Annotated in this window: 20 protein-coding genes; 9 read left to right on the top strand and 11 right to left on the bottom strand. The window is 45.4% G+C overall.

Annotation, left to right across the window (positions count from 1 at the left end; translation table 11 throughout):
• The first annotated feature begins 72 nt into the window (after positions 1–72).
• Positions 73–2,289 carry a catalase/peroxidase HPI gene (katG, locus tag Q1B03_RS13270; protein WP_299741862.1) on the top strand — a complete coding sequence of 739 codons (2,217 nt, stop codon included), beginning with the start codon at positions 73–75 and terminating at the stop codon, positions 2,287–2,289.
• Positions 2,290–2,887: 598 nt separating this feature from the next.
• Here the strand turns inward: katG and Q1B03_RS13265 are convergent.
• The 6 genes from Q1B03_RS13265 to Q1B03_RS13240 all read right to left on the bottom strand — a co-directional run bounded on the left by Q1B03_RS13265 (position 2,888) and on the right by Q1B03_RS13240 (position 7,172).
• A complete protein-coding gene (locus tag Q1B03_RS13265) occupies positions 2,888–3,364 on the bottom strand; it encodes a DMT family transporter (RefSeq protein WP_299741861.1) in 477 nt (158 codons plus the stop codon).
• A 12-nt stretch (positions 3,365–3,376) separates the two neighbouring features.
• Complete coding sequence (locus Q1B03_RS13260) at positions 3,377–4,072, bottom strand: Crp/Fnr family transcriptional regulator (protein WP_299741859.1); 696 nt, start codon at positions 4,070–4,072, stop codon at positions 3,377–3,379.
• Positions 4,073–4,088: 16 nt separating this feature from the next.
• Positions 4,089–4,514 carry a DMT family transporter gene (locus Q1B03_RS13255; protein ID WP_299741858.1) on the bottom strand — a complete coding sequence of 142 codons (426 nt, stop codon included), beginning with the start codon at positions 4,512–4,514 and terminating at the stop codon, positions 4,089–4,091.
• Positions 4,515–4,666: 152 nt separating this feature from the next.
• Positions 4,667–5,605 (bottom strand): ABC transporter permease, encoded by a 939-nt coding sequence (locus tag Q1B03_RS13250; protein WP_299741856.1) that lies wholly within the window; start codon positions 5,603–5,605, stop codon positions 4,667–4,669.
• A 14-nt stretch (positions 5,606–5,619) separates the two neighbouring features.
• Positions 5,620–6,324 carry a hypothetical protein gene (locus Q1B03_RS13245; protein WP_299741854.1) on the bottom strand — a complete coding sequence of 235 codons (705 nt, stop codon included), beginning with the start codon at positions 6,322–6,324 and terminating at the stop codon, positions 5,620–5,622.
• Positions 6,324–7,172: an ABC transporter ATP-binding protein gene (locus Q1B03_RS13240; RefSeq protein ID WP_299741852.1), complete on the bottom strand. Its 849-nt coding sequence runs from the start codon at positions 7,170–7,172 to the stop codon at positions 6,324–6,326. Before Q1B03_RS13240 ends, Q1B03_RS13245 begins: the two co-directional genes overlap by 1 nt.
• 120 nt (positions 7,173–7,292) lie before the next feature.
• On the opposite strand from Q1B03_RS13240, the gene Q1B03_RS13235 reads away from it, so the two are divergent.
• Together Q1B03_RS13235 and Q1B03_RS13230 are read left to right on the top strand one after the other, a co-directional pair.
• On the top strand, positions 7,293–7,886 hold the full coding sequence (locus Q1B03_RS13235; protein WP_299741850.1) for a TetR/AcrR family transcriptional regulator: 594 nt from the start codon (positions 7,293–7,295) through the stop codon (positions 7,884–7,886).
• 223 nt (positions 7,887–8,109) lie between these two features.
• Positions 8,110–8,661, top strand: a complete 552-nt coding sequence (locus Q1B03_RS13230) for a DUF3231 family protein (RefSeq protein ID WP_299741848.1) — start codon at positions 8,110–8,112, stop codon at positions 8,659–8,661.
• A 99-nt stretch (positions 8,662–8,760) separates the two neighbouring features.
• On the opposite strand, the gene Q1B03_RS13225 is transcribed toward Q1B03_RS13230, so the two are convergent.
• Together Q1B03_RS13225 and Q1B03_RS13220 are read right to left on the bottom strand one after the other, a co-directional pair.
• Positions 8,761–8,892 carry a hypothetical protein gene (locus tag Q1B03_RS13225; RefSeq protein WP_299741846.1) on the bottom strand — a complete coding sequence of 44 codons (132 nt, stop codon included), beginning with the start codon at positions 8,890–8,892 and terminating at the stop codon, positions 8,761–8,763.
• 141 nt (positions 8,893–9,033) lie between these two features.
• Positions 9,034–9,372, bottom strand: a complete 339-nt coding sequence (locus Q1B03_RS13220; RefSeq protein WP_299741844.1) for a hypothetical protein — start codon at positions 9,370–9,372, stop codon at positions 9,034–9,036.
• 299 nt (positions 9,373–9,671) lie between these two features.
• Between Q1B03_RS13220 and ahpC the strand changes: the two genes are divergently transcribed.
• A complete protein-coding gene (gene ahpC, locus Q1B03_RS13215) occupies positions 9,672–10,235 on the top strand; it encodes an alkyl hydroperoxide reductase subunit C (RefSeq protein WP_113971351.1) in 564 nt (187 codons plus the stop codon).
• 12 nt (positions 10,236–10,247) lie between these two features.
• The gene (gene ahpF, locus Q1B03_RS13210) at positions 10,248–11,774 is read left to right on the top strand and encodes an alkyl hydroperoxide reductase subunit F (RefSeq protein ID WP_299741840.1); all 1,527 of its coding nucleotides are present in this window, start codon (positions 10,248–10,250) and stop codon (positions 11,772–11,774) included.
• A 49-nt stretch (positions 11,775–11,823) separates the two neighbouring features.
• On the opposite strand, the gene Q1B03_RS13205 is transcribed toward ahpF, so the two are convergent.
• Positions 11,824–12,252 carry a GNAT family N-acetyltransferase gene (locus tag Q1B03_RS13205; protein ID WP_299741838.1) on the bottom strand — a complete coding sequence of 143 codons (429 nt, stop codon included), beginning with the start codon at positions 12,250–12,252 and terminating at the stop codon, positions 11,824–11,826.
• Positions 12,253–12,550: 298 nt separating this feature from the next.
• Here Q1B03_RS13205 and Q1B03_RS13200 point away from each other — a divergent pair, with 298 nt between their 5' ends.
• Positions 12,551–13,099, top strand: a complete 549-nt coding sequence (locus Q1B03_RS13200; protein WP_299741836.1) for a CBO0543 family protein — start codon at positions 12,551–12,553, stop codon at positions 13,097–13,099.
• A 188-nt stretch (positions 13,100–13,287) separates the two neighbouring features.
• Here the strand turns inward: Q1B03_RS13200 and Q1B03_RS13195 are convergent, their stop codons facing one another.
• Positions 13,288–13,503: a hypothetical protein gene (locus Q1B03_RS13195; protein ID WP_299741834.1), complete on the bottom strand. Its 216-nt coding sequence runs from the start codon at positions 13,501–13,503 to the stop codon at positions 13,288–13,290.
• A gap of 60 nt (positions 13,504–13,563) precedes the next feature.
• Here Q1B03_RS13195 and Q1B03_RS13190 point away from each other — a divergent pair, with 60 nt between their 5' ends.
• From Q1B03_RS13190 to Q1B03_RS13180, 3 genes are read left to right on the top strand one after another with little or no spacing between them, the layout of a single operon-like run.
• On the top strand, positions 13,564–14,970 hold the full coding sequence (locus tag Q1B03_RS13190) for a spore germination protein (RefSeq protein ID WP_299741832.1): 1,407 nt from the start codon (positions 13,564–13,566) through the stop codon (positions 14,968–14,970).
• Between the two features lie 32 nt (positions 14,971–15,002).
• Complete coding sequence (locus Q1B03_RS13185) at positions 15,003–16,097, top strand: GerAB/ArcD/ProY family transporter (RefSeq protein ID WP_299741830.1); 1,095 nt, start codon at positions 15,003–15,005, stop codon at positions 16,095–16,097.
• Positions 16,094–17,188, top strand: a complete 1,095-nt coding sequence (locus Q1B03_RS13180; protein WP_299741828.1) for a Ger(x)C family spore germination protein — start codon at positions 16,094–16,096, stop codon at positions 17,186–17,188. Before Q1B03_RS13185 ends, Q1B03_RS13180 begins: the two co-directional genes overlap by 4 nt.
• Positions 17,189–17,264: 76 nt before the next feature.
• Here Q1B03_RS13180 and Q1B03_RS13175 read toward each other — a convergent pair whose 3' ends face one another.
• The gene (locus Q1B03_RS13175; protein WP_299741826.1) at positions 17,265–17,954 is read right to left on the bottom strand and encodes an adenine nucleotide alpha hydrolase; all 690 of its coding nucleotides are present in this window, start codon (positions 17,952–17,954) and stop codon (positions 17,265–17,267) included.
• Between the last annotated feature and the right edge of the window lie 110 nt (positions 17,955–18,064).

Below are 18,064 nucleotides of genomic sequence, written 5' to 3'. Positions count from 1 at the left end.
TAACTCTTCATCTCTAGCAAATGGTAATGGTTTATTCGACCAAGTGTCCCATATCTGAAAGGAGAATTGTAAATGGAAAACAACAATCGCCCAGACCAAAAGGATCACTCAGCAGCTGCAGGTCAGTGCCCTGTCACTCACCACAAGGATAGTGCCATCACGACGACCACGGCTCCAGGAGGTACGACGAATAAAGACTGGTGGCCGAACATGTTGAACCTGAACATCCTTCGCCAGCATGACACGAAATCAAACCCAATGGGGGAAAACTTCAATTATAAAGAAGAATTCTCGAAGCTTGATTACGATGCCCTGAAGCAGGATCTTCACAATCTGATGACAGACAGCCAGGACTGGTGGCCTGCTGACTACGGTCACTACGGTCCATTCTTCATCCGGATGTCTTGGCACGCAGCAGGTACATACCGTGAAACGGACGGACGCGGAGGCGGCTCATCAGGTTCACAACGCTTTGCCCCCCTGAACAGCTGGCCGGATAACGTCAATCTTGATAAAGCCCGCCGCCTGTTGTGGCCGATTAAACAAAAGTATGGGAATAAGATTTCCTGGGCTGACCTGCTTGTGTTAACAGGTAACGTTGCTCTTGAATCCATGGGATTGAAGACATTCGGATTTGGTGCAGGACGTGAGGACATTTGGCATCCTGAGGAAGATGTATATTGGGGAAATGAGAAAGAATGGCTTGCGGACAACCGCTACTCAGGGGACCGTGAGCTTGAAAATCCACTCGCTGCCGTCCAGATGGGTCTCATCTATGTTAATCCGGAAGGCCCGAATGGTGAGCCGGATCCACTTGGAAGTGCCCGTGATATCCGTGATACATTCGGACGCATGGGGATGAACGATTATGAAACCGTGGCCCTTATTGCAGGCGGTCACACATTCGGAAAAGCTCATGGAGCCGGCGACGCTTCTCTTGTCGGTGACGATCCGGAAGCTGCGGACATTGAAAATCAAGGGTTCGGCTGGATCAGTTCATACGGTAGCGGTAAAGGCCGTGACACGATTTCAAGCGGTGTCGATGGTGCCTGGACGACGAATCCGACGAAATGGGATAACGGCTACTTCGACCTTCTATTCGGGTATGAGTGGGAGAAAACGAAGAGTGCGGCAGGCGCTTCCCAATGGGCACCGGTCGGCATGACGGAAGAACATATGGCACCTGATGCCGAAGATCCGTCGATCAAAGTGAAGACGATGATGACGACCGCTGATATGGCGCTGCGTATGGATCCTGATTATGAAAAGATTTCCCGTCGTTTCCACGAGAATCCGGAAGAGTTTGCCGATGCCTTCTCCCGTGCCTGGTTCAAGCTTCTTCACCGCGACATGGGGCCGAAAGCAAGATACTGGGGTCCAGAGGTTCCTGATGAAGAATTGATCTGGCAAGATCCGGTTCCTGCGGTGGATTATGATTTATCCGATTCTGAAGTAGCTTCGTTGAAAGAAAAGATTCTGGAAACAGGTCTAACCGTGAGCGAGCTCGTGAAAACAGCTTGGGCATCCGCAAGCACGTACCGCGGTTCTGATATGCGCGGTGGTGCGAACGGTGCACGCATCCGTCTCGCACCGCAGAAGGACTGGGAAGTGAACGAACCACAGCAGCTTGAGAAAGTCCTGGGTGTCTATGAGGGCCTTCAGAGCAAGCTTGATAAGAAAGTCAGCTTGGCTGATTTGATCGTGTTAGGCGGAAACACAGGGGTTGAAAAAGCCGCCCGTGACGCCGGTTTCGAAGTAACGGTTCCATTTTCACCTGGTCGCGGCGATGCAACAGCCGATCAAACTGATGCTGAAAACTTCGGTGTACTGGAGCCGGTTTCAGACGGATTCCGCAACTACCAGAAGCAGGAATACGCTGTCAGCCCGGAAGAAATGCTTGTGGATAAAGCACAATTGTTAGGACTGACTGCACCGGAAATGACCGTCCTTCTTGGTGGTATGCGTGCTCTCGGCGCCAACCACGGTGATTCGAAACACGGCGTATTCACAGATCGCGTCGGTACGCTGAACAACGACTTCTTCGTGAATTTGCTCGATATGAACATCGAGTGGAAACCGGCAGGCTTCAATCAGTATGAGGGCCGTGACCGCAAGACGGGTGAAGTGGTTCGTACGGCATCACGCTTTGACCTGGTGTTCGGTTCGAACTCTGTCCTTCGTGCTCTAGCAGAAGTGTATGCGCAGGATGACAATAAAGAGAAATTTGTCCGTGACTTTGTTGCCGCTTGGGGGAAAGTGATGGATGCAGATCGGTTTGATTTGAAATAAACGAAACACGCCTCTTCCATGTTGGGAAGAGGCGTGTTTTCTGTTCAATAATCTTTTCCTCTTACTTTCGAAATCCCTGTTTGGATTTATACAATCGGTTTTTGAAGCAGCAAGTCTGGCTTTGTGTGCCATTGATGAACACATCATATATTCGGACTGCTTTTGGACGAAAAATGACGTTAGATTGTCTATTTTTAAGCTGAAGTAGGATTCTGGACATGGTCTGAGGGGCCGGATATGGGTGGAAATCCTGGTGAGCAATCCCTTCTCGGAGTAATCGATCCGGATTGGATTATTTTCAATCCTCATTTCAGATTATTAATCCTGATTGGGATTTATTAATCCAAATATTTATTTATTGATCCTCTATCTAAACAATTGATCCTAGTTGTCGAATTTTCTTTAGGTGGGCATACATATCTACACGGAAGGCAGCTTTACCCTCTTCAGGATTTGGACCGGTTTTTGAAAAGGCGTATCTATCGGGTTCAGGTTTATGTTCAACAGAACCTCCATGTCATCGCTTATTAGAGCGCAGCAAAAAGACGGTTTTATGCTACATAAGCAGTAAAACCGTTCCCGTTGCCTACTATAAAAATCATGCTCCAATTTTCTCACCTACAACATCTTCTCCTACTTCCGTCCGCTTCTCCAACTTATAAACCAACACTCCGCCAATCAACAATCCGATCCCAAGAATCTTCTCCCAGGAAAGGGCAGAAGGTTCAAAACCGAACCATCCACCTGTATTGACGACAAATGCAATGGTGATTTGAGAAATAAGTGCGATCGAGATCGCATACGCCGGGCCGATCAGCGTGACTCCCCTCATCAGGAAGAATACGATGCCGACACCGAATACGCCGCTGAACAGAAAGACGGGATCGACCCCGCTGAAGTCGAGCAGACTTTTGTCTTCCATTGTATAGAAGACCGGCAGTGAACAGACGAGACCAAGGCCGAGTACCAAACTCGTCGTTGCCCATGGGCCTGTTTTTTCACTGACCCGTGCGTTGAATACATTTTGCAAACTGATTAAGATTCCTGCCATGATGGCGAGTGCGATTCCGATCATATGAGACCCTCCTTATTCATAGATGTTTCCTTTCGCAAGGATGCTGAGTTTATCAAGATCTTTGATGGTGATGGAACCGTTGACCCGTTCAATGAGATCATCCGTTGCCATCTTCTTCAGTACCCGGTTCAGGTGGCGGTAGCTGGTTCCGATCCATTCAGCGAGCTCCATGAGATTGGACGTATGCATTTCCTGATGGAACATGGTCCCTTCTCCTGCTTCTGATATGGATAGTAAATAGCTCGCCAGGCGCACTTCGACGGGATACAGCATGTGCATGCTCGTGATATGTGATTCCGTGTAGAACTTGTGGGCCACTGTATCAAATAAAAATCGCATAATGGCGGGATTCTCTTTCTCAAGCCTTGAAAGATCGGTGAAAGGCACGGATAAGAACACTCCGTCCGTCACGGCTTCCACTGAATTGAGCACCGCCGTACCTTTCGCATACTCCACATCCCCGATCAGGGCAAGGGGACGCTTGAACCGGTTGATCAACAGTTTTCCTTCCGGTGTATGGGTGAAGATCTTGATTTTTCCCTCCATGAGGAAGTACAATTCGTCGAGTTCTTCCCCTGTGGAAAAAAGATTGTCCCCTTTTTCAAAGTGATACACCTTGATATGCTTTCTGAAATCCGCCGGGAATAACTCCTCCAGCTCGAATTGATTTATATAATGATGGGGGGAACCCCCTTGTATTTCTCTCATCGTAAAACTCCTTCTTCTACAATTGGAAAAGGACGACCCCTGCAAGCATCATCGAGAGGCCAATTGCCTGCCTCGGCGTAACCGGGATCTTCTTCTCCCCGAACCATCCACGTGACTCGATGAGAAATGCTGTCCCGATCTGTGCCACGAGAAGGATCGCAATCGCCGATGCCGGGCCGATCATGTGGATCGCCGTCAGTTCCGAGAAAACCACGATCACACCGAACGATCCTCCGATCAAGTACAGGAACGGCACCTGCCTGAAGCTCTTTCCTTTGCCATCTCTTACTTTCATATAGATCGTCATCGCAATCACAAAGGCCACAAGGTGAACCATCGAAGTCGTATGCCACCCGCCGATCGCGTCACTCATCCTTGCATTGAATATCCCCTGCATGGTGATGCAAAGTCCACCAAGCAGCGCAAATAAAGCACCTTTCATCGTTCATCCTCCTATTCTTTGTTCTATTAAATAGGAGGACCGATTTTTGTGAAAGGACATATGTCCTAAGGGTTGCCGATTCCGTGATCAGGTAAACCCCAAAAGGCAGGTACCAAGAGCACCGGGTCGCTCAGTACCTGCCTTATTATACTCTAGGCATTATGGTGCTTCTTCACCCCATAAGGCGTGCGGTGCCAATTCAGGGCAATTAAAGTTAGGGCAGTAAAGGAAACAATAAAGCTCAGGTACACGTACATCGGGTTCAACTGATTTGTATAAAGACCGTGAATCAATCTTAAAAGCCAATAGAACGGATCCGCCATGGCCACGCTATGCATGATGCCTCCCAGGAAAAAGCCCAATCCGGGAATGGCCATTAAGAAGACGAGTGTCACCGGCTTTAAGATCGCCAGTGCCTGGGTTTCGGTTGAGGCATAAAACGCCATGGCCATACCAAGCACGGTTCCAAGGAGGATTCCAATCACGATGATCAACAATACTGGACCCAATTGAAACGGGACATTTAATATGAAACTGCAAATGGCAAAGTCCATCACAGTGATCAAAGAGGCGATTACCACCTTGGAAAGGATCGGAATGACCGGGTGGACCGGCTGCACATGTTGAAGCTCCGTCGTCTTGTTTTTCCTCTCTTCCACTAAGCTGAAAAGAATGATGATTCCAAAAAAGAGGAAGGCCCCGTATAAATTGAACGCATACACCTTTTCAAATAAATCCTTGCTCAGTGTGGCGGTATTGATAGGCTCTCCTTTTAGCATCTGTTCTGCTTTTTTCATCGCCTCTTTCGGCTCCCGGCCATCGGTCACCAATTCCCCATCTGAAATACCAATCTTGGCATCGAGATCATACACCATCTTTTTCATTTCATCTTTGGAATCTGCGACCAGGACCTTCACTTCAGCAGGCAGATCATGCTCGAGCTGCTCCCCGTTCATTACCACCATTTTCGGAGTATCCGAATACGTATCGGTGATCCCTGAAGCTCCGAATGCTGTGAAGATGGGAAAGAGAATGATGAGCCAGATCAGAATATTCCGTCTGGCCAGGGTAAAATCTTTTTGGATAAACATGGATAATCCCCTCCTCATAATCGAAACCCCCTGTCAAACGTAACCTTTTTAAAAATAAAAAGACTGACCGCATAGAATACTACTGCAAGAACCGTCAGGCCAACATACGATTCCATTCCCGGTCCATCTGTCAGATAGAGGTTGTAGTATGCCTGAATGAAGGGTTCAAACGGGTTAAATGGTACAGGCTGGATGTTCCATAATGGGAAGACGAGCCGGACCATGACGGCAAAGATAAATCCGGTGACTACACTCCCGGCAAGCATCACCACACTTTGTTTCTTCACGATCATCGCAAGGAGAACACCACTCGCGATCATAAAGAGCGAAAGAATGAAGGTCACATATAAAAACTGCAGGACAAATCCGATCTGGAGAGCTGCAGGAATCACAGCGAGAAAGGCCGCGACCAGATTGATGATAAGCAACAGAATATGTTTACTCATAAAGTACTGGACAATATTCCGGCTTGTTCTCATGACCTGTATCATGTTTGTCTCCATGTCCTCTGAAATCTGCATGGCCGCCATCCAAAATAAGAGGTCGATGAGAATCACAATATAAAAGATCGTTAAAATCGGCAGCCATCGGGCTACCCAGTCAACATCCTGAAATCCATATGACAGAATATTGATCCCGATCGACATGATAAGGATATAACCAAAGATCAGGGCAACCACATTGTTTCGGATCAGCTTCAGGTACTCCATTTTCAGCATTATGCTTCCCCCTTCAGTCCCCGGCCCACTACCTTGATGAAAATCTCTTCCAGGCTTGCTTCCTGGGAATGGATACTCTCGAATTCTTTGCTTCCAATCATGGCAAGAAGGGATGTCAGATCACCATCTTGCGTAAAGGTATGCTTCTTCCCGCTCTGTTCGATTGTGACGGTTTTTTCACCGAATCGCTTCTTATAGCTTTCAGGCGTATCAAGCTCTACAATCTTTCCGTTATTGAAAAAAGCGATGCGATCACAAAGCTTTTCCGCTTCATTCATGTCATGTGTGGTAAGGAACATGGTCGTACCCTTTTGGTTCATTTTGCGTATGACTTCCCTGACATAGGCCGCGATTTCCGGGTCCATTCCCGACGTCGGCTCATCCATGAAAAGCACTTCCGGATTGGTGACAAGGGCCCTGGCGAGAACAAGCCTGGTTTTCATCCCTTTGGAATACTCCCCTGCCTTCTTATCCTTCGATTTGTAAAGATCCATCTTTTTCAGGATGTCATTCACCTCTGCCTCTCCCGTCCCAAACAACTTTGCGTGAAAAATAAGGTTCTCATAGCCGGTAAGGGTAGGGTATAAGACATCATTTTCAAAGGCGATCCCGATTTTTTTATAAAACGAATGATTCGCTTTTGACATATCCTGCCCGAGTATAAAAACCTTTCCCGGTGGCGGGGCAATCAGTTTGGTCAACAGTCTGATCGTCGTTGACTTCCCGGCTCCACTCGGACCCAAAAAGCCGAACACTTCCCCTTTCTCCACTTGAAACGTTAACTGGTCCACCGCGTTTGACTTCCCATCATATGAATAGGTCAATCCTTTGGCTTCTATTGCAATCATGTCATCCACTCCTAATTTTGAAACATTTTTATATTTTTGTTTCATTTGGTACAAAAATGATTATAATAATATTTTGAAACAAAATCAACGTTTTGTTATAATTTTTTCTGAGGTGAAGCAATGGACGGATTTAAAGCACGTACAGATAAAAAAAGAGAACTGATTATCCAATCAGCTCTCGTCTTATTTAAATCATTCTCCCCAAGCAAGGTTTCTATTCGGGAAATTGCTGGACAGGCAAAGGTCTCGGTGGTGACCATTTACAACTACTTCGGGAATAAAGAAGGGTTGATGCTTGAAGTGGTTCGATTGGTCTTATCCAATCAGTTACATGTGGCAGAAGAAATCACCCAGTCGGATGATTCTACAGAAGAGAAGATAGCCGGACTTATATTCACCAAAAATGAGTTATTAAGTCAATTCCATCCCGATTTCATTTCCTTCATCATGAATGATCCTCAAATGAAGGAACTGATCGAACAGGAATTCATCACCAGGACGTATGAATTGATTACCGCGTTCATCAATGATGCAAAATCAGAAGGAACAATCTCCAATGAGGTCCCCAATGATATCATCATGAAAATCATCGAGTTGTATCGAAAGGATGTTTCCTCCGAACAAAGCATCCTTTTCAGTGATCCGAAGGACGTGAAAAAACATGACGTCATCCTGAGGATCCTGATGTATGGAATCTCCGGATACAGAGAATAGGTGGGTGGTTAAGGGGAATAGATAAAAGCTTAGAGCCGGTCTCTAAGCTTTTTGCTTTGGCCCCACCGAGTCATTTACTTACAACTCCATCGCCAGGAATCTTTCGTACTATCCCAGAAGAAAAGAATTAACCAACAGGTCCCTCCCATTTCCTTAAGTGAAGAACAACAGATTAAAAGGATGGAAATTGGCAACAATGGTACTAAAAAAAGGATGACCCTACATGCAGAATATCTTTGAAACCGCTTTCGATTACCTGCGAACCACTTTTGATACAGAACCCAAGACGCCTCCACATATCGGTGAAGCAATGGGATGTTGGCTGTATTTCACTGCCCTGGCAGAAGAAATACCGGTCCTCGAGGCTGCATTAAATACAACGACAGACAACGAATTAATTCAACTTATTAACAAATCAAAGAAGCTTGGGGAACACCAATTGAACGCCCTACAACAATTTATGGTCGATGAAGGCATCCCCCTATCTCAAACGTCAGAACCAAGGCCAAAATCCGATCCCAACAGTATTCCCTTAGGGGCCAAAATGACAGATGAGGAAATTGCTAACTTCATCTCCATTAAGGTTGCCACAAATATTGTGATGTGTGCCACAAACACAAGCCAAAGCATTCGCAATGATATTGGACTCATGTGGTCACGATTCCAGGCAGAAAAAATGGTGTTCGGTTTTGAACTGAAAACGGCTATGCGCAAAAGAGGGTGGATAAAGGTACCACCGTACTATTATCCTCCAGGGGCACCTAAAAACAGGTAAACGCTCAAATGAAAATAAGCTGAAGCTCCTCTTTCTGATCTTCAGCTTTTTCAAGTTATTCTCCGATAAAAGCAAATAGCCTGGACAGCCCACACTCTCTTACTTTTTCAAGATCCAAAATAGGAGGAGACCTACCCCCACTATCAAAACCCCAATATGTAAAAACCAATAATCAATAAATAATTCCCATTGAAGGAGCTGGATTTCTTTGAGCCTTTGAAAATAATCCATTTGACCATCCTCCCTTTCATATGACTCCATTTTGGTTTTCTTACATACGTGAGAGCCCGGAAAAGGTTTTACTTTATTGTTGGTTTATGTTTGGGAAAGCCCAGGCAACAGGGTGGATAAGGAATCGCTCCAGAATATAACTTATCCTTGTCTGCTGACTCTTTCAGCTTCCTTCCTCTTCCGGATCAATGCCCCCCACCAAACGACCACATATATATAACCGAACAGAAGATATAATGCCCACAACTCCCCTTTGCCAAGGTGGCTCAGCCATTGCTCCCATTCATTTTGATTCTGCTCTCGATAAATTCCATTAACAAAGCCGACAACCGGAATGGAAAGAGTGACAAAGATGGTGATCATTGCCCTCCATATGTCCCGTTGGTTTTGAATTGAGAAGAAGACAGATGCAATCGTTAATAGAATGAGTGAGTAATAGAGTAGCCAAAACCATTGAGGCAAGGTTTGTGTAGAATACATGAATTGAACCTCCTTTGCTTTATGTTGGAATAAAACGATGATATATAAACCTCACACTTTCTCCGTCCCCTATTATAAATGTCGACACCGCGTAGATATGGACGGGAAGAATCCTGAACATCGCAAACAGGTTAAGTATCGTTTCTTCCTCTATATTTTTCCTTTCTATCATTCTATCAGAACCTGAATCTTTTCCCTTGACATTAGAACGTATATATATAATAATAAATATCGAATTAGAATTATTATAATCTATTAATGATTCTCAATCACACAAACCACTAGGAGGAATTTACACTATGTCATTAATCGGTTCACAAGTCGTACCATTTAAAGCAGAAGCATTCAAAGACGGTGAGTTCATCACTGTGACAGACGAAAGCCTGAAAGGTCAATGGAGCATTTTCTGCTTCTACCCTGCAGACTTCACATTTGTATGCCCGACAGAACTTGAAGACCTTCAAAATAACTATGAAACTCTTAAAGAGCTTGGCGTAGAAGTGTACTCAGTTTCTACGGACACTCATTTCACACATAAAGGCTGGCACGACAGCTCTGAAAAAATCGGTAAAATCAAATACGCGATGATCGGTGACCCGTCACAACGCATCACTCGCGGTTTCGATGTATTAAATGAAGAAGATGGTCTTGCTGACCGCGGAACTTTCATCATCGATCCGGATGGTATCATCCAGGCAGTTGAAATCAACGCTGGCGGAATCGGCCGTGACGCAGATATCTTAGTAAGCAAAATCAAGGCGGCACAATATGTGCGTAACAACCCAGGCGAAGTTTGCCCGGCGAAATGGCAGGAAGGTTCTGAAACACTTAAGCCAAGCCTTGACTTAGTTGGTAAATTATAAGGAGTGCTACGCATGCTCGAAGCAGATATTAAAGCACAATTAGAACAGTACCTGCAGATGATGGAAGGCGACATCGTCCTGAAAGTCAGTGCAGGGGAAGATGACACTTCAAAGGAAATGCTGGCTCTTGTTGAAGAGCTAGCTTCCATGTCATCCCGCATCAGTGTTGAAAAAGCAGAGTTGACAAGAACACCAAGCTTCAGCGTGAATCGTCCTGGTGAGGAGACCGGTATCATTTTTGCCGGGATTCCTCTTGGGCATGAATTTACATCCTTGGTCCTTGCCCTTCTTCAAGTGAGCGGCAGAGCGCCGAAAGTGGATCAGAGCGTCATTGACCAGATCAAGAGTGTCAAAGGCGAACACCACTTCGAGACGTATGTAAGTCTTAGCTGTCACAACTGCCCGGACGTGGTGCAGGCGCTGAACATCATGAGTGTCCTGAACCCGAATATCACGCACACGATGATTGACGGAGCTGCCTTCAAGGAAGAAGTGGAACGCAAGAACGTCATGGCCGTTCCTGCTGTCTACCTGAATGCGGAATTCTTCAACGGCGGACGTACGACTTTGGAAGAAATTCTATCTAAAATCGTAGAAGGTCCAAGTGCGGATGAGCTATCGGATAAAGATCCTTATGACGTCCTTGTCGTCGGTGGAGGACCTGCAGGAGCAAGTGCCGCGATCTATGCTGCACGTAAAGGAATCCGTACTGGAATCGTTGCGGAACGCTTCGGTGGTCAAGTCCTTGATACGATGAGCATCGAGAACTTCATCAGTGTGAAGCACACGGAAGGTCCCAAGCTTGTCGCAAGCCTTGAAGAGCATGTGAAAGACTACGGCATCGATGTCATGAACCTTCAGCGCGCAAGCCGTCTTGAGAAAAAAGACCTTGTGGAGCTTGAGCTTGAAAACGGTGCGGTCCTGAAGAGTAAGAGTCTGATCATCTCGACAGGTGCACGCTGGCGCAACATCGGCGTTCCTGGTGAAGAGGAGTTCAAGAACAAGGGAGTGGCGTACTGCCCTCACTGTGATGGACCACTGTTCGAAGGGAAAGATGTCGCTGTCATCGGCGGAGGAAACTCCGGTATCGAAGCAGCCATCGACCTTGCAGGAATCGTCAAACACGTTACGGTTCTTGAATTCAACTCAGAACTAAAAGCCGACGACGTACTGCAGAAACGTCTTTACAGCCTGCCGAACGTGACAGTGATCACGAACGCACAAACTCAGGAGATTACCGGTACAGATAAAGTGAATGGAATCACTTATAAAGACCGTGAAACTCTTGAAGAGAAGCACGTCGAACTACAAGGTGTATTCGTCCAAATCGGTCTTGTGCCAAACACAGACTGGCTCGGCGACCTTGTAGAACGCACGAAATTCGGTGAAATCATCGTGGACAAACACGGTGCCACCAACGTCCCTGGCGTATTTGCAGCAGGAGACTGTACAGACAGCCCATACAACCAAATCATCATCTCCATGGGATCAGGCGCAAACGCCGCACTTGGCGCATTCGACTACCTGATACGGAATTAAGATGGTTTAGAGGTCCGTCCCTCGTTTTGAGGGACGGACCTTTATATATTCAGAACAACTTCTTTCGAAACGAATAACACCATTTCTCATATCCCAGCTTATCTTCATAGAATTTATGGGCATCACGTCTTTCAAGTCCGGACTCCAGGGCTACATATTCCACCCCGATCTCTTCAGCCAATCGATGGACGTACTCCAACAACTGCTTTCCATATCCCTTGGAGCGATGGTTGGACGACGTGATCAAATCATAGATGTACATATGATGTTTGTTGTAAAAATTGACCCGTTCCCCAATACCGGCGAGAGACACGATCTCATCGTCCTCATATAAAGCGAACAAGCGATATCCCTCTTTCCTCATATCCTCAACCAATGCCATATATGTCTTTTCCGACAAATCGGTACGTAACTCGTTCATCACCGGATAGGCTTGAATCATCTCATTCCGGGTTTGAAGTTCTTTAATGGTTGCCATTTCTCATCCCTCTTTACGTATAATCAATATTGAATCATAATGCCAGCATGTACCTTCTTCCTACACAATTACTTTTCACTAAATTTTAACATATCCTCCTCCAGAGGGACGGACCTCTTTTGACAGATTTTTCTCATTTGTACACCCTCCATAACCATTTCGAGGTCCGTCCCTCTTCCATCCTGAATGCATAAATTACCCTTTTTCTCTCATACTACAGGATAACGTGATTTCCAGTTTTACTGGTGTTTTGGACTTTCGTTAGTGAGATGTTGTATAGGCGGAGGTGGAGGGAAAGATGAGCACGGAGCAAAAGGTCCAACAAATTTATGAAGCTATGCATCAAACCTACATAGAGAAGTTCGAATTATGGCAAGAGGAAATTGTGTTCAGCTGGCAATGGTGGGTCGGGGTCCTGCTGACGATCATTCCTTGGCTCTTATGGGCCAAATACCGTCCAAAGGAAAGTACCCACCGATTATTATACATCGCCTTTTTCGTCATGTTCATCGCGATTTGGCTGGACAGCATAGGAGTTCAATTGGGCTTATGGCATTACAATTATGAAGTCCTCCCCTTCTCCCCTTCTTATAAACCGTGGGATATTACCTTGATTCCTGTATTAACGATTGTTTTTATTCAAGTCAAACCACATGCCCATTTCTTTATAAAAGGAATACTATATGGTTTCTTGATTTCCTTTGTAGCAGAGCCGATATTTGTGTGGAGTGAATTTGTGGTGTATACAGGATGGAAATACATCTATTCATTCCCGATTTATACAGCTATGTATTTCGCCTCTCATTATTTAAGTACAAGAAATCACTTTAGACCCATCCAAAAATAATCGTTTCCATGGGAATATCACTGATGGATTTTAAAAAGGTCAGAAAGCGCTCAGGGAATCAATCTTTCTGACCTTTATAATGACACAATACCATGATACATTTACCCTAGTTTTTCTCCCAGCTTCCCTGAAACTCTTCTATATAACGTTCCAATCGAATGGGATCCGAATTGGTTATTTTCTTGAATTCATGTGTGACTCCTCCCGCCACCCCTAACTTGGTTGGAAAAATGAATCCCGATGACCACATTTACGAAATCCACTTTCCCACCTTTTTTCACCATATAAGATGTAAATTCCTTCACTGAAGGATTCGGGTATTGGATCTCATCCCCTAGTATCGTAGACATCATTTCGGCTACCTCGTAGATCCCTCCACGAAATCCTCCCTTACTTCCAAACATAAAATATCCCATTTCAGGCAAAATAATAGCAACCATCTAAAGACGGCAGGTGAATCACAAATGAGTCCTTCTAAAAATATCGTCGACAGAATCGAACAAAATATAGAGGAGATTCATTCCGCCCTCTATCATACGGAAGATTTGAAGATAAGGGATCTCATTTTTCTGGACAAACCATGCAAACTACTCTACATCGATTCCCTGGTGGATAAAAAGTTGATCGAACGAAACATTATTGAACCTTTTCTTGAAACCAAAGGAAATGCCACCCCTGAAACCGTAATCAAGAACGCCGAATATAGTAGATCGACTGATCTGGAAGTGGCAGTGACCGGTCTCCTTGAGGGGAGCTGTGCCCTGTTAGAAGAAGGTGTAGCTTCCGTTCTCCTCATGCCCGTTGCGGCCGGCGATGATAAGTCCATCCAGGAACCTGAAAATGAACACATCATCAAGGGATCACATGATGGCTTCACGGAGAATATGAACAAAAACCTCTTCTTGATCAGGCGAAGAGTGAAAAATCCATCTTTGCAAATGAAGAATTATACTCTGGGGTCTAAAACACAAACCAAAGTATCGGTCGTCTATTTGGAGGAATTGGTGGATCATGGACCATTAGACATTCTTATTGAGAGGATCGAGGCGGTAGAGGTGGAGGAGCTCCAATCTGCAGGGGAGCTGGAAGAATTGATTGAAGATAATAGTTATTCTGTCTTTCCCCAACTATTAGCAACGGAAAGACCCGACCGGGCGGCGTCTTATTTACTGGAAGGAAAATCACTTGTGATCGTGGATGGAAATCCTCATGTGCTTGTTTCACCGATCACCTTTTTCAGCTTTTATCAATCTCCGGATGACTATAACAGCAGATGGATCATTGGATCTTTTTTCCGTCTCATCCGGATTTTCAGCTTTTTAATGGCGATCTGCTTACCAGCTGTCTACATTGCCATCGTGTCTTTCCACTCAGAAATTCTGCCTCTTGGGATTCTGTACGCCATACGTGTTCAGATCGAATACATCCCGCTCCCGCCATTTTTCGAAGCAATCGCCATGCAGGTAGTATTGGAGCTTTTGAAAGAGGCGGCGATCCGCCTCCCTTCCCCCATTGCTCAAACGGTTGGGATCGTAGGCGGTTTGGTCATCGGGACGGCGATTGTAGAGGCTGGCTTTATATCCAACACGATGATCGTCGTTGTCGCCCTGACGGCGATTGCATCGTTTGTTGCACCTGTCAACCAAATGGGGACGGGTGCAAGGATCATGGCGTTTCCAATCATGCTTGCGGCTAATTTCTTTGGGTTTTTAGGAATCGTCCTTTCCCTTGCTGTACTATTGATACATTTATGCCGTCTGGAATCGTTCGGTAAGCCATATTTGGAATCGATCGCACCATTTTACTTCCATCAACTGAAAGATACCTTTATTAAAACGAAGAAAAGAAATCACCCTATGAAACAAACGTAGCTCACCTTCAGAAAGGGGGGAGGGAATCTCTCATGGCCAAGACAAATTTCCTGACGAACCGGCATATCTTTTTTTTGATGTCCCAGACCCAAATCGGTTTCGGGATTTTATCCCTTCCCAATACGTTGCAAACCACCAGTAAAGGTGACGGCTGGATTTCAGTCATTATCGCCGGAGTGATGATTCAGCTTGTCCTCATCATGTTCTGGCTGTTATTAAAAAGGTTCCCACGTTTGACCTATCCTGAAATCACACAATTTGTGCTGGGAAAACAAGTAGGAACATTTGTGAACCTGATTATTTACATGTATTTCATCTGGGCGGCTACGTTCGTTTTACTGCAGTTCACATCCATTATTGAAGAGCATCTGCTCATGAGTACCCCCTATTGGGTCATAGGATTATTAATGATTCTGACTTGTACATATGCAGCCATCAGTGATATCCGGATCATCGCCAGATTTTTTGGTCTGATTTCCATTCTATTTCTTTTCTTATTCGGGATTTCTTTTTTTTCCTTTCTTCTTCCGATGGAACTGCATCGTATCCTCCCATTCGGAAGCAGCGGCCTAAAGAACATTACCTTAGGCAGCCGTGATTCTATGTTAACGTTGTTGGGATTTGAAGTGATTCTCTTTTTATACCCATTAGCAGAGAAAAAAGGAACCGATTTCCTCAAGGTCATTACGTGGGCGAACGTCTTTGTCACAGGGCTGACGGCTTACTTTGTACTAATATGCATACTGATATTCAGTGAAGCCTTTTTAGAAGAAATCAACTATCCTGTCATCTATTTTCTGCGACCCCTTCATTTTCAAATGATCGACCGGCTCGATCTACTGTTTATATCCATCTGGATCGTTCCACTGGCCGCTTCGATCATCATATTTATTTATTTGGCAAGTAAAAGCCTGCGACTATTTACTCACAACCAAACGAAACGGGTGCTTATGAATAGCCTGGCCGTATTCCTCCTTTTTATAGTGGCGCCGAAAGATCTTGAATCCAAGCAGCTCTATACTATTTGGATCGAATATATGAGCTACCTGGTCTTAGTCGCCATTCCGTTCATGCTACTACTATGTTCACGATTCTTACACAAACATAGAAAGGTGGATTCCCGTTGAGAAAATTACCATTCCTATTCTGTTCGTTGCTCCTTTTGACCGGGTGCTGGGATCAAAGGCAGTTAAAAGACAGCCGGCTGGTCAACGGAATCAGTTTTGACACGACGGAAGATCCAGATAAGATCCTCGGAACAGCCCGGGCCATTAATATCCGAAGTTCCGGTGGGGGAAAGTTCGAGGTAATGGATGAATTCTATGAAGCCGAAGAGGAAACGGTTTCCGAGCTTGAGATCAATCTCCAGAATAAAGTATCCGGTCAGATGGATGTGGAAAAGGCCTTCATCATCATTGTAGGGGAGGACCTTGCAAAGTCTAGGGGCATCGCTCCCCTTTTAGAGCCGATCTTCAGATCCGTCAAAGGATATATCGCTTCATCCATCGTCATTAGTGAAGGGAAAGGAAATGACATTCTCACTTTAAACAGACAAGACAGTCCGATTGTGTTCGAGGTGAATGACTTGCTTATAGGTGGGGTGGAAGAAGCCTATATCCCTGATGAAACGACATTTACTGTCTGGAATCACCACACGGCCAAAGAGAAGGACATGATCCTCCCATTTATTAAAAAAGACAAGGAAGATAAGCTTAAACTGGCCGGATCTGCTTTATTCAACGACGATAAGTTTACCGGGCACACCCTCACCACCAGCCAAACCTCCCTGCTGATCATGATGATGAATCAGCTGAAAAAACGGGGGAAATTAATTATACAATCAAATGAATTCAGCCAGCCCCTGACGCTGGCCATCCATAAAGCCACAACAAAAATGGACGTCAAAAAAGCGAAAGGACAAGTCACCTGTACGATCAATACGGACTTGAAAGCACGGGTTTTAAGTTATTATGAGGAGACCACTCCAAAAGACATTAAAAGCTTAAATAAAATCGCTTCAAAAGAACTCACTAAAAAAGCCCGGGAACTCACCGATCTATTACTTGAAGCCAATAGTGACGCGCTGGGAGTCGGGAAGAAATTATCGGTCACCTATCATGATTCATGGAAGCCCGATACGTGGAAGGAAGACTATCAAGAAGTCAAGTTTATCCCAAAGGTCAACGTTGAAATCGTCGGAACGAACAATCTGAAGTAAAATCATAAAAAACCGGCCGATTCTTACCGGCCGGCTTCTTTTATCCTCTTAAATGGTCTTTCTCCTGCATAAAGGGTTATTTGGGTCTCATCGGTAAAACATCTACAAATAAGAATCGATCCCGCTCTGTTTGAACATCCGGCGTCACCCTTTCCTCCCCCAACTCATACTCGATCGGAAACCCGAAGTTCGGACCGTCGAACACAAACGTATGAAACTCCCCTTTCTCACCGCACACGTCACGACTTTCAGGGTAATCTCTTAGGAAATCCCGATCGTATACTCTCCCTGCAAAAGATCGATGCAACTGTTCCAGATCAATACATGTGAGCACGGTTTTGAATCCAAGCTCGATAAATTCACGACTCAACTCCCCCACTGGTCGCCCCCAAAGCGGAAAAACCGGATTGATCCCCGTCCCTGAAAGCATCTCCTCACGATACGCCCGCACATCCTCCAGGTGGATATCCCCGAAGACCATGTGAGTGACTCCATCACCCAACATGTCAGATACCGCTCCCTCCATCCGTTCCTGATACACCTCATTCGGACACTCCTGCGGGATCCAGACTTCCCGAAGCGGAATCCCCAACGACTCAGATTGCTGCTTCAACATCCCATACCGGACCCCATGAATCGAAACCCGATCGAATCCTTCCGTCAGCGTCACGAGCAGTGAGTCCACCTCGTATTGCGGATTTTGCTGTATGTTATATAATGCCATGGTGGAATCTTTTCCACCGCTGAATGCTATGACTGTTTTCATTTGGACCTCCATTTGTCGGATTCTTCCCACTATCTCTATCATAATAATGAGTTTTCTCAATATTCATTATTCCAAACCTGAACAAGGAACTCAAACATCTTTTCACAAGA

Origin of the sequence: uncultured Rossellomorea sp., from assembly GCF_947488365.1 — a bacterium.
GTDB lineage: Bacteria > Bacillota > Bacilli > Bacillales > Bacillaceae_B > Rossellomorea.
The sequence above is the reverse complement of the archived record's forward strand: the minus strand, read 5'-3'. Positions and strand labels throughout refer to the sequence as shown.